This window comes from Flavobacterium eburneipallidum (assembly GCF_027111355.2).
Classification (GTDB): domain Bacteria; phylum Bacteroidota; class Bacteroidia; order Flavobacteriales; family Flavobacteriaceae; genus Flavobacterium; species Flavobacterium eburneipallidum.
In genome coordinates this window covers 1,625,699-1,645,391 of the sequence record NZ_CP114291.2, presented here as the reverse complement: position 1 = coordinate 1,645,391, position 19,693 = coordinate 1,625,699, and the positions used below count along the sequence as shown (strand labels likewise).

Annotated in this window: 3 protein-coding genes; all 3 read left to right on the top strand. The window is 40.7% G+C overall.

The features are described from left to right. Positions 1–3: 3 nt before the first annotated feature. Genes OZP15_RS06825 through OZP15_RS06815 form a run of 3 tightly spaced genes read left to right on the top strand, consistent with a single transcriptional unit; the run spans position 4 to position 19,611 of the window. Entirely contained in the window at positions 4–16,698 is a 16,695-nt protein-coding gene (locus OZP15_RS06825) for a T9SS type B sorting domain-containing protein (RefSeq protein ID WP_281337353.1), read from the top strand. Between the two features lie 58 nt (positions 16,699–16,756). Beyond that, on the top strand, positions 16,757–17,662 hold the full coding sequence (locus OZP15_RS06820) for a PorP/SprF family type IX secretion system membrane protein (protein ID WP_281337352.1): 906 nt from the start codon (positions 16,757–16,759) through the stop codon (positions 17,660–17,662). A gap of 11 nt (positions 17,663–17,673) precedes the next feature. Continuing rightward, positions 17,674–19,611, top strand: a complete 1,938-nt coding sequence (locus OZP15_RS06815) for an OmpA family protein (protein ID WP_281337351.1) — start codon at positions 17,674–17,676, stop codon at positions 19,609–19,611. The last annotated feature ends 82 nt before the right edge of the window (positions 19,612–19,693 follow it).

Below are 19,693 nucleotides of genomic sequence, written 5' to 3'. Positions count from 1 at the left end.
GACATGAAAAATTTATACTTTACTAACTATAAGCTTGCTTCATTTTGGTGTTTCATCATTATGTTTTTTGCATTTATCTCTAATCCTCTTGGAGCAAATGCACAAGTAAAAGCTTTTGTACAAAGAACATCAAGTGAAACACCTACTAAAAAGGTCTATAACATCAAAGGAGATTTTATATTAATAGGAAACACCAATTTAACATTGCAATCCTACAATGACAATGGTGACAATGCTGCTGCCATGAGATATGTAGATATTGATGGTGATTCTAATACTCTTAATTCTTCTTCAGCAAGACTTTCATTGTCAACTGAAAATGGAGCTGTGCCAAGCTGTTCTAAAATAGTATATGCAGGTTTGTATTGGACAGGAAGATCTACAACAAACAACACCCCTTTTAACGTTACCAAAAATGGGGTTACAAAAACGCTTGACAAAACCAAGATTTTATTAAAAGGGCCTTCATCTTCATCTTATACCCAAATAACAGCTACTTCTGCTAATATTAATTATCCTACTAACGGAACTAACAATGATATTTTTGTGGCTTATACTGAAGTTACTGATTATGTTAGAACAAATGGAATTGGAGATTATTTTGCAGCAAATATTGCATTAAGAGAAGGAACTGATTCTCCTCAAGGATATTCTGGTGGTTGGGGAATGATTGTGATTTATGAAAATTCACAAATGAAAAATAGAGATATAACCATTTTTGATGGTTATGCTCATATTAACAGTAACGAAGCTGCTAAAGTCCTTCCTATAACTGGATTTAATACCGTTGCTACTGGAAATGTTGGTATGAAATTAGGATTAATCGCCAGTGAAGGTGATGTAAGTTATGGCGGAGATTATTTCGAAATACAAAATAGAAATACCAACACTTACACTCGCTTAAGAAACGAAGCAAATGTTACAAATAATTTTTTCAATTCAGCGATACAAACAGGTGGAAACGTTAGAAACCCTAATGTAAAAAATAATACTGGTATCGATATTAAAATGTTTGATATCCCTAATACCAACAATACAATTATTGGAAACAATCAAAACGCTACTAGTTTTAAATATGGTACTGACCAAGACAGGTATGTGATTTTTGCAATTGCCATGTCCGTAGATGCTTATGTTCCCGAGCCAGAGGCTGTAATGGCAGCTCAAACCTTAAATAATGTTCCTGTTATTGGTTCAGTTCCTTCTGTTTTGCCTGGAGATGAATTAGGAATGAAAATTAATATTTATAATAAAGGTACAGAAGCTATAAACAATACCAAGTACATTATTCCTATACCTTATACTTTGGATTTTGTTCCAGGAAGTTTAACAAAAAATGATTATACAGGAACTACACACTTACCTAATAATTATTATTTTGACCCTACTCTAGGCCCAAAAGGTTCAATTGTATATGATTTCGGAACATTACCTTTACCTGCCAATCCTAATATTTTATTGGCTGATTTTTCATTTAAAGTAAAAACAACTACAGATTGTTCTATTCTTAAAAATTCATCTTGCAATCAAAATGTTTCAATTCTAGGAACAATAAGTGGTGTAGGTGCTATTACAGGAATTAATTTTAACAATAAACCATTGTATATTGGATATAGCTCATCAGGACTTTGTGTAGGTGAACCTATTTTGAATCCCCTAAATATTCCTATCAATGCTACTGCTTATACAAATACTAATTGCGGAAACACTACTAATATTAGAGAATTTGTATTTTGCACTCAAGCAAGCAGTATTCCTATTACAGAAATAAATGATGGATTTCCAACTGGATCAAGATTTTATAACGAATATCCTGTTACATCAACCTCGATAGAATATACTATTACAAATCCAATCCCTGCAACTGCTGGATCTGTAAATTACTATGCAGTGCCTCCTGGAGTAAGCAGCACTTGTAACTTTCCTTATACAATTAAAGTAACTAATGTTCAAACAAAGCCAAATGTAAGTGGTAACACAACTCAATATTGTCAAGGTGATACTGCTGTTGCGCTTACTGCTACCAAAAGTAATCCAGCATACATTTTATACTACTATGACTCACCTACAGGAACTGCTCAAACAGAATTAATACCGTCAACAGCAACTCCTGGACAAAAAACATATTATGTGGCCGAAGCTGTTTCCGGTTCATGTATTGGACCTAAACAAGAAATTGTAATTACTGTTAATGCAACACCAACTTTAAGTTTACAAAGTAAAACAGATATCAAATGCTTTGGCTGTTCAACAGGTAGTATAGATATTAATACTAGTGGAGGTACCGCACCATATACTTACACATGGACAAAAGATGGAAATCCTTACAATGCAGTAACTGAAGACCTAACAAACATAGGGCCTGGTGTTTATGTAGTTACTGTAAAAGACAGCAAAAATTGTAAATCAGTACAATTATCAACTACTATCAATGCTCCTTCAACTGCGATTACTTTGACTGCTACGCCTACTCAAATTGTGTGTTTTGGTGGTAAAGGGTCGGTGACTTTGGCTTCTAACGGTAAAGCACCATTCACTTATGGTGGTGATGCGACTACTAATTTAACTGCTGGAACTTATACTTATACCGTAACCGATGCCAATGGTTGTACGGCTACTGCTACTGCAACTATCTTGGATGCGCCTGCTGCGATTACTTTGACTGCTACGCCAACTCAAATTGTGTGTTTCGGTGGTAAAGGGTCTGTTGTATTGTCTTCTAATGGTAAAGCACCATTCACTTATGGTGGTGATGCGACTACTAATTTAACTGCTGGAACCTATACCTATACCGTAACCGATGCCAATGGTTGTACCGCAACTGCTACTGCGACTATCTTGGATGCACCTGCTGCGATTACTTTGACTGCGACTCCAACTCAAATTGTGTGTTTTGGTGGTAAAGGTTCTGTTGTATTGTCTTCTAATGGTAAAGCACCGTTCACTTATGGTGGTGATGCGACTACTAATTTAACTGCTGGAACCTATACCTATACCGTAACCGATGCGAACGGTTGTACGGCTACAACTACTGCAACTATTTTAGAGGCTCCTGCTGCGATTACTTTGACTGCGACTCCAACTCAAATTGTGTGTTTTGGTGGTAAAGGATCAGTAACTTTAGCTTCTAACGGTAAAGCACCGTTCACTTTTACAGGTTCAACAACTAATTTGGATGCTGGAACCTATACCTATACCGTAACCGATGCCAATGGTTGTACAGCTACAACTACTGCAACGATTTTAGATGCGCCTGCTGCGATTACTTTGACTGCGACTCCAACTCAAATTGTGTGTTTCGGTGGTAAAGGATCGGTGACTTTGGCTTCTAACGGTAAAGCACCGTTCACTTATGGTGGTGATGCGACTACTAATTTAACTGCTGGAACCTATACCTATACCGTAACCGATGCGAACGGTTGTACGGCTACAACTACTGCAACTATTTTAGATGCACCTGCTGCGATTACTTTAACCGCTACGCCAACTCAAATTGTGTGTTTTGGTGGTAAAGGGTCTGTTGTTTTAACTTCTAATGGTAAAGCACCTTTCACTTATGGTGGTGATGCGACTACTAATTTAGCTGCTGGAACTTATACTTACACGGTAACCGATGCGAACGGTTGTACGGCTACTACGACTGCAACTATCTTGGATGCGCCTGCTGCGATTACTTTGACTGCTACGCCAACTCAAATCGTGTGTTTCGGTGGTAAAGGTTCGGTAACTTTGGCTTCTAACGGTAAAGCACCGTTCACTTTTACAGGTGCAACTACTGACTTAATTGCTGGAACTTATACTTACACGGTAACCGATGCGAACGGTTGTACCGCTACTGCTACTGCAACTATTTTAGAGGCTCCTGCTGCGATTACTTTGACTGCTACGCCTACTCAAATTGTGTGTTTTGGTGGTAAAGGATCGGTAACTTTGGCTTCTAACGGTAAAGCACCGTTCACTTATGGTGGTGATGCGACTACTAATTTAACTGCTGGAACTTATAACTATACTGTAACTGATGCGAACGGTTGTACCGCTACTGCTACTGCAACTATTTTAGAGGCTCCTGCTGCGATTACTTTGACTGCTACGCCTACTCAAATTGTGTGTTTTGGTGGTAAAGGGTCGGTGACTTTGGCTTCTAACGGTAAAGCACCGTTCACTTATGGTGGTGATGCTACTACTAATTTAGCTGCTGGAACGTATACTTATACGGTAACCGATGCGAACGGTTGTACCGCAACTGCTACTGCAACTATCTTGGATGCGCCTGCTCAAATTACACTTACTGCAACGCCAACTCAAATTGTGTGTTTTGGTGGTAAAGGGTCTGTTGTTTTAACTTCTAATGGAAAAGCACCATTCACTTTTACAGGTTCAACAACTAATTTGGATGCGGGAACGTATACTTATACGGTAACCGATGCCAATGGTTGTACGGCTACTGCTACTGCAACGATTTTAGATGCACCTGCTGCGATTACTTTGACTGCTACGCCTACTCAAATTGTGTGTTTTGGTGGTAAAGGGTCGGTAACTTTGGCTTCTAACGGTAAAGCACCATTCACTTATGGTGGTGATGCTACTACTAATTTAACTGCTGGAACTTATACCTATACCGTAACCGATGCCAATGGTTGTACCGCTACTGCTACTGCAACTATCTTGGATGCACCTGCTGCGATTACTTTGACTGCTACGCCTACTCAAATTGTGTGTTTTGGTGGTAAAGGGTCTGTTGTTTTAACTTCTAATGGGAAAGCACCATTCACTTTTACAGGTTCAACAACTAATTTGGATGCGGGAACGTATACTTATACGGTAACCGATGCCAATGGTTGTACCGCAACTGCTACTGCAACTATTTTAGATGCACCTGCTGCGATTACTTTGACTGCTACGCCTACTCAAATTGTGTGTTTTGGTGGTAAAGGGTCGGTAACTTTGGCTTCTAACGGTAAAGCGCCGTTCACTTATGGTGGAGATGCTACTACTAATTTAGCTGCTGGAACTTATACTTACACGGTAACCGATGCCAATGGTTGTACGGCTACTGCTACTGCAACGATTTTGGATGCGCCTGCTGCGATTACTTTGACTGCTACGCCTACTCAAATTGTGTGTTTTGGTGGTAAAGGGTCTGTTGTTTTAACTTCTAATGGGAAAGCACCATTCACTTTTACAGGTTCAACAACTAATTTGGATGCTGGAACCTATAACTATACCGTAACCGATGCCAATGGTTGTACGGCTACTGCTACTGCAACTATTTTAGATGCACCTGCTGCGATTACTTTGACTGCTACGCCTACTCAAATTGTGTGTTTTGGTGGTAAAGGGTCGGTGACTTTGGCTTCGAATGGTAAAGCACCATTCACTTATGGTGGTGATGCGACTACTAATTTAACTGCTGGAACTTATACTTACACGGTAACCGATGCGAACGGTTGTACGGCTACTACGACTGCAACTATCTTGGATGCGCCTGCTCAAATTACACTTACTGCAACGCCAACTCAAATTGTGTGTTTCGGTGGTAAAGGATCGGTAACTTTGGCTTCTAACGGTAAAGCACCGTTCACTTATGGTGGTGATGCGACTACTAATTTAACTGCTGGAACCTATACCTATACCGTAACCGATGCGAACGGTTGTACGGCTACTACGACTGCAACTATCTTGGATGCGCCTGCTCAAATTACACTTACTGCAACGCCAACTCAAATTGTGTGTTTCGGTGGTAAAGGATCGGTAACTTTGGCTTCTAACGGTAAAGCACCGTTCACTTATGGTGGTGATGCGACTACTAATTTAACTGCTGGAACCTATACCTATACCGTAACCGATGCGAACGGTTGTACCGCTACTGCTACTGCAACGATTTTGGATGCGCCTGCTGCGATTACTTTGACTGCTACGCCTACTCAAATTGTGTGTTTTGGTGGTAAAGGTTCGGTAACTTTAGCTTCTAACGGTAAAGCACCATTCACTTATGGTGGTGATGCTACTACTAATTTAACTGCTGGAACTTATACCTATACCGTAACCGATGCCAATGGTTGTACCGCTACTGCTACTGCAACTATCTTGGATGCACCTGCTGCGATTACTTTGACTGCTACGCCTACTCAAATTGTGTGTTTTGGTGGTAAAGGGTCTGTTGTTTTAACTTCTAATGGAAAAGCACCATTCACTTTTACAGGTTCAACAACTAATTTGGATGCGGGAACGTATACTTATACGGTAACCGATGCCAATGGTTGTACGGCTACTGCTACTGCAACGATTTTAGATGCACCTGCTGCGATTACTTTGACTGCTACGCCTACTCAAATTGTGTGTTTTGGTGGTAAAGGGTCGGTAACTTTGGCTTCTAACGGTAAAGCACCATTCACTTTTACAGGTTCAACAACTAATTTGGATGCGGGAACCTATACTTATACCGTAACCGATGCCAATGGTTGTACCGCTACTGCTACTGCAACTATCTTGGATGCACCTGCTGCGATTACTTTGACTGCTACGCCTACTCAAATTGTGTGTTTTGGTGGTAAAGGGTCGGTAACTTTGGCTTCTAACGGTAAAGCACCATTCACTTATGGTGGTGCTGCTACTACTGACTTAATTGCGGGAACTTATACTTATACCGTAACCGATGCCAATGGTTGTACCGCTACTGCTACTGCAACTATTTTAGAGGCTCCTGCTGCGATTACTTTGACTGCTACGCCTACTCAAATTGTGTGTTTTGGTGGTAAAGGGTCGGTAACTTTGGCTTCTAACGGTAAAGCGCCGTTCACTTATGGTGGAGATGCTACTACTAATTTAGCTGCTGGAACTTATACTTACACGGTAACCGATGCCAATGGTTGTACGGCTACTGCTACTGCAACGATTTTGGATGCACCTGCTGCGATTACTTTGACTGCTACGCCTACTCAAATTGTGTGTTTTGGTGGTAAAGGGTCTGTTGTTTTAACTTCTAATGGGAAAGCACCATTCACTTTTACAGGTTCAACAACTAATTTGGATGCTGGAACCTATAACTATACCGTAACCGATGCCAATGGTTGTACGGCTACTGCTACTGCAACTATTTTAGATGCACCTGCTGCGATTACTTTGACTGCTACGCCTACTCAAATTGTGTGTTTTGGTGGTAAAGGGTCGGTGACTTTGGCTTCGAATGGTAAAGCACCATTCACTTATGGTGGTGATGCGACTACTAATTTAACTGCTGGAACTTATACTTATACCGTAACCGATGCCAATGGTTGTACGGCTACTGCTACTGCAACTATCTTGGATGCGCCTGCTGCGATTACTTTGACTGCTACGCCAACTCAAATTGTGTGTTTCGGTGGTAAAGGGTCTGTTGTATTGTCTTCTAATGGTAAAGCACCATTCACTTATGGTGGTGATGCGACTACTAATTTAACTGCTGGAACCTATACCTATACCGTAACCGATGCCAATGGTTGTACCGCAACTGCTACTGCGACTATCTTGGATGCACCTGCTGCGATTACTTTGACTGCGACTCCAACTCAAATTGTGTGTTTTGGTGGTAAAGGTTCTGTTGTATTGTCTTCTAATGGTAAAGCACCGTTCACTTATGGTGGTGATGCGACTACTAATTTAACTGCTGGAACCTATACCTATACCGTAACCGATGCGAACGGTTGTACGGCTACAACTACTGCAACTATTTTAGAGGCTCCTGCTGCGATTACTTTGACTGCGACTCCAACTCAAATTGTGTGTTTTGGTGGTAAAGGATCAGTAACTTTAGCTTCTAACGGTAAAGCACCGTTCACTTTTACAGGTTCAACAACTAATTTGGATGCTGGAACCTATACCTATACCGTAACCGATGCCAATGGTTGTACAGCTACAACTACTGCAACGATTTTAGATGCGCCTGCTGCGATTACTTTGACTGCGACTCCAACTCAAATTGTGTGTTTCGGTGGTAAAGGATCGGTGACTTTGGCTTCTAACGGTAAAGCACCGTTCACTTATGGTGGTGATGCGACTACTAATTTAACTGCTGGAACCTATACCTATACCGTAACCGATGCGAACGGTTGTACGGCTACAACTACTGCAACTATTTTAGATGCACCTGCTGCGATTACTTTAACCGCTACGCCAACTCAAATTGTGTGTTTTGGTGGTAAAGGGTCTGTTGTTTTAACTTCTAATGGTAAAGCACCTTTCACTTATGGTGGTGATGCGACTACTAATTTAGCTGCTGGAACTTATACTTACACGGTAACCGATGCGAACGGTTGTACGGCTACTACGACTGCAACTATCTTGGATGCGCCTGCTGCGATTACTTTGACTGCTACGCCAACTCAAATCGTGTGTTTCGGTGGTAAAGGTTCGGTAACTTTGGCTTCTAACGGTAAAGCACCGTTCACTTTTACAGGTGCAACTACTGACTTAATTGCTGGAACTTATACTTACACGGTAACCGATGCTAACGGTTGTACGGCTACAACTACTGCTACGATTTTGGATGCGCCTGCTGCGATTACTTTGACTGCTACACCAACTCAAATTGTGTGTTTCGGTGGTAAAGGGTCGGTAACTTTGGCTTCGAATGGGAAAGCACCGTTCACTTTTACAGGTGCAACTACTGACTTAATTGCTGGAACTTATACTTATACGGTAACCGATGCTAACGGTTGTACGGCTACAACTACTGCTACGATTTTGGATGCGCCTGCTGCGATTACTTTGACTGCTACGCCAACTCAAATCGTGTGTTTCGGTGGTAAAGGTTCGGTAACTTTGGCTTCTAACGGTAAAGCACCGTTCACTTTTACAGGTGCAACTACTGACTTAATTGCTGGAACTTATACTTACACGGTAACCGATGCTAACGGTTGTACGGCTACAACTACTGCTACGATTTTGGATGCGCCTGCTGCGATTACTTTGACTGCTACACCAACTCAAATTGTGTGTTTCGGTGGTAAAGGGTCGGTAACTTTGGCTTCGAATGGGAAAGCACCGTTCACTTTTACAGGTGCAACTACTGACTTAATTGCTGGAACTTATACTTATACGGTAACCGATGCTAACGGTTGTACGGCTACAACTACTGCTACGATTTTGGATGCGCCTGCTGCGATTACTTTGACTGCTACGCCAACTCAAATCGTGTGTTTCGGTGGTAAAGGTTCGGTAACTTTGGCTTCGAATGGGAAAGCACCGTTCACTTTTACAGGTGCAACTACTGACTTAATTGCTGGAACTTATACTTATACGGTAACCGATGCTAACGGTTGTACGGCTACAACTACTGCTACGATTTTGGATGCGCCTGCTGCGATTACTTTGACTGCTACGCCAACTCAAATCGTGTGTTTCGGTGGTAAAGGGTCGGTAACTTTGGCTTCTAACGGTAAAGCACCGTTCACTTTTACAGGTGCAACTACTGACTTAATTGCTGGAACTTATACTTACACGGTAACCGATGCTAACGGTTGTACGGCTACAACTACTGCTACGATTTTGGATGCGCCTGCTGCGATTACTTTGACTGCTACACCAACTCAAATTGTGTGTTTCGGTGGTAAAGGGTCGGTAACTTTGGCTTCGAATGGGAAAGCACCGTTCACTTTTACAGGTGCAACTACTGACTTAATTGCTGGAACTTATACTTATACGGTAACCGATGCTAACGGTTGTACGGCTACAACTACTGCTACGATTTTGGATGCGCCTGCTGCGATTACTTTGACTGCTACGCCAACTCAAATCGTGTGTTTCGGTGGTAAAGGTTCGGTAACTTTGGCTTCGAATGGGAAAGCACCGTTCACTTTTACAGGTGCAACTACTGACTTAATTGCTGGAACTTATACTTATACGGTAACCGATGCTAACGGTTGTACGGCTACAACTACTGCTACGATTTTGGATGCGCCTGCTGCGATTACTTTGACTGCTACGCCAACTCAAATCGTGTGTTTCGGTGGTAAAGGTTCGGTAACTTTGGCTTCGAATGGTAAAGCACCGTTCACTTATGGTGGTGCTGCTACTTCTAATTTGGATGCTGGAACTTATACTTACACGGTAACCGATGCGAATGGTTGTACGGCTACAACTACTGCTACGATTTTGGATGCGCCTGCTGCTCCTAATGCACCAATAACAAATAACCAAACAGTATGTCAAGAATCTCCTTCTCAAATATTAACTGCTATTGCTACAGCAACTAAAGTTGGTGAAACAATCACTTGGTACACTGCCGCAACTGATGGAACAATTGTTACTAACCCTACATTAAGTACTGTTGGAACTGTTACTTATTATGCTCAAGCTTCAAATGAAAATTGTACAAGTTTGACTCGTACAGCAGTAGTGTTAACCATTAACAATTGCTCTATAGAAGTTACTAAAGATGGAAGATATGTAGATAATAATAATGATGGAATTACCAATATTGGAGATACCATTTTATATAACTTTGTTATTAAAAATACAGGAAATGTACCTTTGACAAATGTTACTCTTTTAGATAACAATGCAATCGTATCGGGCGGACCTATTACTACACTTGCAGTTGGTGCTACTGACACTAGTACATTTAGTGCTTCACATACTATTACACAAACTGATATTAACAAAGGAACAATTTACAATTTAGCTACAGTTACAGCCAAAGATCCGCAAGGAAATCCTGTAACTGATACTTCATCTGATCCAACGCCATGTACAACATGTCCTAAAGATCCTGAATGTACTAATTGTACCATTACTCCATTAATTAATGCTCAAGACGATACCATCGCTGGTGGAAATGGAACAGTTGGAAATCCTAATGCTGGTAACGTTCTAAACAATAACGGTAATGGAAACGATACCTTAAACGGTGCGCCTGTTACTATCGGTCAAGTGAATCTTACCGTAACAACTCCTGCAACTGCTATTAATGGTGGAACAGTTCCTGTAATTGACACAACAACAGGTCAAATCAGCATTCCTGCTGGAACGCCTGCTGGAAATTATACGATTGTTTACAGTATTTGTGAAAAACTAAATCCAACGAATTGTGATTTGGCAACGGTTATTGTTTCGGTAACTGCGCCTGCAATCATCGCTCAAGACGATACCATCGCTGGTGGAAACGGTACTACTGGAAACAACAATGCTGGTAACGTGTTAAACAATAACGGTAATGGAAACGATACCTTAAACGGTCAAAACGTAGCCATCAACCAAGTGAACCTTACGGTAACAACGCCTGCAACTCCAATTGGTGGTGGAACTGTTCCTGTAATAGACACAACAACAGGTCAAATCAGCATTCCTGCTGGAACGCCTGCTGGAAATTATACGATTGTTTACAACATTTGTGAAAAACTAAATGCTGGAAATTGTGATTCAGCTATTGTAACAATAACTGTTACTGCGCCTGCAATCATCGCTCAAGACGACACCATCGCTGGTGGAAATGGAACAGTTGGAAATCCTAATGCTGGTAACGTTCTAAACAATAACGGTAATGGAAACGATACGCTAAACGGTCTGCCTGTTACTATCGGTCAAGTGAATCTTACCATAACAACGCCTGCAACTGCTATTAATGGTGGATCAGTTCCTGTAATTGACACCACAACAGGTCAAATCAGTATTCCTGCTGGAACGCCTGCTGGAAATTATACGATTGTTTACAGTATTTGTGAAAAACTAAATCCAACGAATTGTGATTCGGCAACGGTTATTGTTTCGGTAACTGCTCCTGCAATTATCGCTCAAGACGATACCATCGCTGGTGGAAATGGAACAGTTGGAAATCCTAATGCTGGTAACGTTCTAAACAATAACGGTAATGGAAACGATACGCTAAACGGTCTGCCTGTTACTATCGATCAAGTGAATCTTACCATAACAACGCCTGCAACTGCTATTAATGGCGGAACGGTTCCTGTAATTGACACCACAACAGGTCAAATCAGCATTCCTGCTGGAACACCTGCTGGAAATTATACGATTGTTTACAGCATTTGTGAAAAACTAAATCCAACGAATTGTGATTCAGCAACGGTTATTGTTTCGGTAACTGCGCCTGCAATTATCGCTCAAGACGATACCATCGCTGGTGGAAACGGTACTACTGGAAACAACAATGCTGGTAACGTGTTAAACAATAACGGTAATGGAAACGATACCTTAAACGGTCAAAACGTAGCCATCAACCAAGTGAACCTTACGGTAACAACGCCTGCAACTCCAATTGGTGGTGGAACTGTTCCTGTAATAGACACAACAACAGGTCAAATCAGCATTCCTGCTGGAACGCCTGCTGGAAATTATACGATTGTTTACAACATTTGTGAAAAACTAAATGCTGGAAATTGTGATTCAGCTATTGTAACAATAACTGTTACTGCGCCTGCAATCATCGCTCAAGACGACACCATCGCTGGTGGAAATGGAACAGTTGGAAATCCTAATGCTGGTAACGTTCTAAACAATAACGGTAATGGAAACGATACGCTAAACGGTCTGCCTGTTACTATCGGTCAAGTGAATCTTACCATAACAACGCCTGCAACTGCTATTAATGGTGGATCAGTTCCTGTAATTGACACCACAACAGGTCAAATCAGTATTCCTGCTGGAACGCCTGCTGGAAATTATACGATTGTTTACAGTATTTGTGAAAAACTAAATCCAACGAATTGTGATTCGGCAACGGTTATTGTTTCGGTAACTGCTCCTGCAATTATCGCTCAAGACGATACCATCGCTGGTGGAAATGGAACAGTTGGAAATCCTAATGCTGGTAATGTTCTAAACAATAACGGTAATGGAAACGATACGCTAAACGGTCTGCCTGTTACTATCGATCAAGTGAATCTTACCATAACAACGCCTGCAACTGCTATTAATGGCGGAACGGTTCCTGTAATTGACACCACAACAGGTCAAATCAGTATTCCTGCTGGAACGCCTGCTGGAAATTATACGATTGTTTACAACATTTGTGAAAAACTAAATCCAACGAATTGTGATTCGGCAACGGTTATTGTTTCGGTAACTGCTCCTGCAATTATCGCTCAAGACGATACCATCGCTGGTGGAAACGGTGCTACTGGAAATACTAACGCTGGTAATGTTCTAAACAATAACGGTAATGGAAACGATACCCTAAACGGTGCGCCTGTTACTATCGGTCAAGTGAATCTTACCATAACAACGCCTGCAACTGCTATTAATGGCGGAACGGTTCCTGTAATTGACACCACAACAGGTCAAATCAGCATTCCTGCTGGAACGCCTGCTGGAAATTATACGATTGTTTACAGTATTTGTGAAAAACTAAATCCAACGAATTGTGATTCGGCAACGGTTATTGTTTCGGTAACTGCTCCTGCAATTATCGCTCAAGACGATACCATCGCTGGTGGAAACGGTGCTACTGGAAATACTAACGCTGGTAACGTTCTAAACAATAACGGTAATGGAAACGATACCCTAAACGGTGCGCCTGTTACTATCGGTCAAGTGAATCTTACCATAACAACGCCTGCAACTGCTATTAATGGTGGAACAGTTCCTGTAATTGACACAACAACAGGTCAAATCAGCATTCCTGCTGGAACACCTGCTGGAAATTATACGATTGTTTACAGTATTTGTGAAAAACTAAATCCAACGAATTGTGATTCGGCTATTGTAACAATAACTGTTACTGCGCCTGCAATCATTGCTCAAGACGATACCATCGTTGGTGGAAACGGTGCTGCTGGAAATCCTAATGCTGGTAACGTTCTAAACAATAACGGTAATGGAAACGATACCCTAAACGGTCTGCCTGTTACTATCGGTCAAGTGAATCTTACCATAACAACGCCTGCAACTGCTATTAATGGTGGATCAGTTCCTGTAATTGACACCACAACAGGTCAAATCAGTATTCCTGCTGGAACGCCTGCTGGAAATTATACGATTGTTTACAGTATTTGTGAAAAACTAAATCCAACGAATTGTGATTCGGCAACGGTTATTGTTTCGGTAACTGCTCCTGCAATTATCGCTCAAGACGATACCATCGCTGGTGGAAATGGAACAGTTGGAAATCCTAATGCTGGTAATGTTCTAAACAATAACGGTAATGGAAACGATACGCTAAACGGTGCGCCTGTTACTATCGATCAAGTGAATCTTACCGTAACCACTCCTGCAACTGCTATTAATGGTGGAACGGTTCCTGTAATTGACACCACAACGGGGCAAATCAGCATTCCTGCTGGAACGCCTGCTGGAAATTATACGATTGTTTACAGTATTTGTGAAAAACTAAATCCAACGAATTGTGATTCAGCTATTGTAACAATAACTGTTACTGCGCCTGCAATCATCGCTCAAGACGACACCATCGCTGGTGGAAATGGAACAGTTGGAAATCCTAATGCTGGTAACGTTCTAAACAATAACGGTAATGGAAACGATACGCTAAACGGTCTGCCTGTTACTATCGGTCAAGTGAATCTTACCGTAACAACGCCTGCAACTGCTATTAATGGTGGAACGGTTCCTGTAATTGACACCACAACAGGTCAAATCAGCATTCCTGCTGGAACACCTGCTGGAAATTATACGATTGTTTACAGTATTTGTGAAAAACTAAATCCAACGAATTGTGATTCGGCTATTGTAACAATAACTGTTACTGCGCCTGCAATCATTGCTCAAGACGATACCATCGTTGGTGGAAACGGTGCTGCTGGAAATCCTAATGCTGGTAACGTTCTAAACAATAACGGTAATGGAAACGATACCTTAAACGGTGCGCCTGTTACTATCGGTCAAGTGAATCTTACCGTAACGACTCCTGCAACTGCTATTAATGGTGGAACAATTCCTGTAATTGACACCACAACAGGTCAAATCAGCATTCCTGCTGGAACACCTGCTGGAAATTATACGATTGTTTACAGCATTTGTGAAAAACTAAATCCAACGAATTGTGATTCAGCAACGGTTATTGTTTCGGTAACTGCGCCTGCAATTATCGCTCAAGACGATACCATCGCTGGTGGAAATGGTACTACTGGAAATCCTAATGCTGGTAACGTTCTAAACAATAACGGTAATGGAAACGATACCCTAAACGGTCTGCCTGTTACTATCGATCAAGTGAATCTTACCGTAACAACGCCTGCAACTGCTATTAATGGCGGAACGGTTCCTGTAATTGACACCACAACAGGTCAAATCAGTATTCCTGCTGGAACGCCTGCTGGAAATTATACGATTGTTTACAGTATTTGTGAAAAACTAAATCCAACGAATTGTGATTCGGCAACGGTTATTGTTTCGGTAACTGCGCCTGCAATTATCGCTCAAGACGATACCATCGCTGGTGGAAATGGTACTACTGGAAATCCTAATGCTGGTAACGTTCTAAACAATAACGGTAATGGAAACGATACCCTAAACGGTCTGCCTGTTACTATCGATCAAGTGAATCTTACCGTAACAACGCCTGCAACTGCTATTAATGGCGGAACGGTTCCTGTAATTGACACCACAACAGGTCAAATCAGTATTCCTGCTGGAACGCCTGCTGGAAATTATACGATTGTTTACAGCATTTGTGAAAAACTAAATCCAACGAATTGTGATTCGGCAACGGTTATTGTTTCGGTAACTGCTCCTGCAATTATCGCTCAAGACGACACCATTGCTGGTGGAAACGGTGCTACTGGAAACAACAATGCTGGTAACGTTCTAAACAATAACGGTAATGGAAACGATACCTTAAACGGTCTGCCTGTTACTATCGGTCAAGTGAATCTTACCGTAACGACTCCTGCAACTGCTATTAATGGTGGAACAGTTCCTGTAATTGACACAACAACAGGTCAAATCAGCATTCCTGCTGGAACGCCTGCTGGAAATTATACGATTGTTTACAGCATTTGTGAAAAACTAAATGCTGGAAATTGTGATTCAGCTATTGTAACAATAACTGTTACTGTTCCTGCACCGCCACCACCTCCTACTCAAGTAATAATTGCACAAGATGATAAGTTCATTGACATAGATGGAACAAATGGAAATCCTAACATAGGAAATGTTTTAGACAATAATGGAAATGGAAACGACACACTGAACGGTGTTAATGTTACTATTGATCAAGTAAATCTTACCGTAACAATTCCAGCTACTCCTATTGGTGGTGGATCAGTTCCTGTAATAGACACAACAACGGGTCAAATCAGCGTACCAGCTGGAACGACTGCTGGAACCTACACTATCGTTTACAATATCTGTGAAAAACTAAATCCAAGTAATTGTGACCCAGCAACTGTTACCATAGAAGTAGCTTTTGTATTAGGCTGTGAAGCGATTGTTGTTCACAAAGCCTTTACCCCTAATGGAGATGATAAGAATCAAAAACTTGTAATAGACGGTGTAAGTGATAGCTTATGTTATCCATCTGGTGTTGCTGTAGAAATCTATAACCGTTGGGGAGTATTAGTATTTGAAACAAAAAAATACAACAACGAAACTAATGCTTTTGAAGGCTATTCAAGAGGAAGAACTACAGTAAGCCAATCAGACGGTTTGCCTACTGGAACTTACTTCTACATCTTGACCTACGAATCGGTTGATGGAATTGGAAATATTCAAATGAATAAAAAAGACGGGTTCATATACCTTTCAAGATAATTTTAACTCAAATCTATAACACCCGGGATTTGCCCTCCTGGGTTTAAACACAAACCAAATGAAGACAAGAATACTATTATTCGCTTTGCTGTTTACAGGTCTAGTAAGTCATGCGCAACAAGATGCACAATTTACACAATACATGTACAACACCATCAACATCAATCCTGCTTATGCGGGATCGAGAGGAGCCATGAGTATATTTGCATTGTATCGTACCCAATGGGTTGGATTAGATGGCGCACCCGTTACCAGTGCTGCATCTATGAATACACCGCTTAACGAAAGTAATTTAGGTTTGGGAGTTACTGTTATAAACGACAAAATTGGCCCTACTAACGAGACTACAATCTCTGCCGATTTGTCTTATACTGTTCCCACTTCTGAAACTTGGAAATTATCTTTTGGAATAAAAGCTACTGCTAATTTATTTGATTTGGACGCTTCAAAACTAAATCCTGTGGACAATGATCCAAGCTTGTACAATTACAGTAAATTCTCTCCAAACATAGGTACTGGTATATATTGGCATTCGGATAAAGCGTATGTGGGTTTATCTATTCCAAATTTTGTAGAAACCAATCGTTATGATGATGAACAGGTAAAAATTTTCAAAGAAAAAATAAATTATTACCTCATCGCTGGATATGTATTCGACTTAAACGAAAATCTAAAGTTCAAACCCGCACTACTAACTAAAGTAGTCGAAGGAGCACCGTTACAAATAGATGCTTCGGCCAACTTTATGATTTTTGATAAATTAATGTTAGGAGCTTCCTACAGATGGAGCGCTGCGGTAAGTGCCATGGTTGGTTTTCAAATCTCGGACGGATTGTATGTTGGTTATGGGTATGATAGAGAAACCACTAGCTTAAATAATACAAATTCAGGTTCACACGAGTTATTCTTGCGCTTCGAATTGTTTAGCAACATCAATAAAATTACAACACCAAGATTCTTCTAAACACCATTATTATGAAAAATTTTATACTATACCTATCCATAATAAGTGTTTTATCATGGAACAGTTATGCCCAAAAAAACAAAATCACTTCTGCCGATAAGAACTACAACACATACGCCTATATCGATGCTATTAAGACCTACGAAAGAGTGGCTGAAAAAGGATACAAATCAGTAGATATGTTTCAAAAGCTGGGCAACGCTTACTACTTTAACAGTGAACTAGAAAAGGCTGCCAAATGGTATGGCGAATTGTTTGCTATGGCTCCCGATCAAGAACCAGAATACTTGTACCGTTACGCCCAATCGCTAAAATCTATTGGAAAAACCGATAAGGCAAACGAAATAATGGAACAATTTCAACAGAAATCAGGCAACGACAAAAGAGGTGATTTGTTCGAAAAAAACAAAAATTATCTAGATGTAATAAAAGCCAATTCGGGAAGATTCAAAATTGAAGATGCTGGAATCAATAGCAAATATTCCGACTACGGAAGTTCTTTTTACGGTAACAAACTGGTTTTTGCTTCGGCTAGAGATACCGGAAGTTTAGCCCAAAGAAAACACAGCTGGAACGACCAGTATTTTACTAATTTGTATGTTTCTGATCTAGGAAAGGAAATGTCTCCAGGAGCAGTGAACAAATTCTCCAAGAAAGTAAAATCAAGATTTCATGAATCGACTCCTACTTTTACCAAAGACGGAAAAACCATGTACTTTACCCGCAACAACTTTTTGGATGGCAAAAAAGGAAAAGATGGCAAACGAATTACTTTAATAAAAATATACAAAGCGACTTTCGAAAACAAGGATTGGGCAAATATAACCGAATTGCCTTTTGACAGTAATTCCTATAGCACAGCCCACCCTACTCTGAGTCCTGACGAAAAAACATTGTATTTTGCCTCTGATATGCCTGGAACAATGGGACAATCGGATTTGTTTAAAGTAACAATAAATGCTGACGGAAGTTTTGGAACTCCAGAAAATTTAGGACCAGCCATTAATACCGAAGGAAAAGAAACTTTCCCGTTTTTTACAGACGAAAACGAACTTTATTTCGCATCTGACGGACATCCTGGTTTGGGAGGTTTAGATGTTTTTGTAACCCAATTGAATGCCGACGGAACTTTTGGCGAAGTTCAAAATGTAGGTGACGGAGTGAACTCTCCTAAAGATGATTTTGCTTATTTAATTGATACCAAATCTCGAAGAGGTTTTGTTACCTCCAACCGTGACGGCGGACAAGGGTATGATGATATTTACAAAACACTGGAAACCCGCAAAATCAAATGCGAACAAGAACTTTATGGAACTGTAACCGATTTGGCTACAGGACAAATTTTGCCAAACGCCAAAGTAACCCTGTTAGACAACAGTTACAATATACTAAACACCACCATTTCTGACCCAGCGGGTAATTACACTTTTGCAGTAGAATGTGGCAAAAACTATATCGTAAGAGCCGTTAAACCCGAATACACCACCAAGGAAATAAAGATTGCTATCCCGATGGTTAACAACGAAAAAACCAGACTGGATATTCCTTTAGAAAAAGAAAAATGCCAAGTAGCTATTGGTGACGATTTAGGGAAATGTTTCGGTATCAAAATGATTTATTTTGATTTAGACAAATACAATATCCGTCAAGAAGCCGCTTTGGATTTGGAAAAAATATTGGATGTCATGAATCAGAATCCAACGATGAAAATTGATGTTCGCTCGCATACCGATAGCCGACAAACACACAAATACAACGAAGTGTTGTCCGACAATAGAGCCAAATCTACCATCAACTGGTTGATTAAAAACGGTATCGACAAAAGTCGTTTAACAGGCAAAGGATATGGCGAAACCCAACTGATTAATAAATGTGCAGACGGCGTGAAATGTACCGAAGAGGAACACCAACTCAACAGACGTAGTGAATTTATCATTACAGCGCTTTAAAAACTCTAATACCATACCAAATAGCAAACCTCGGAAGTATATAACTTTCGAGGTTTTTTTATGGAAAAATTCGAAAACTAAT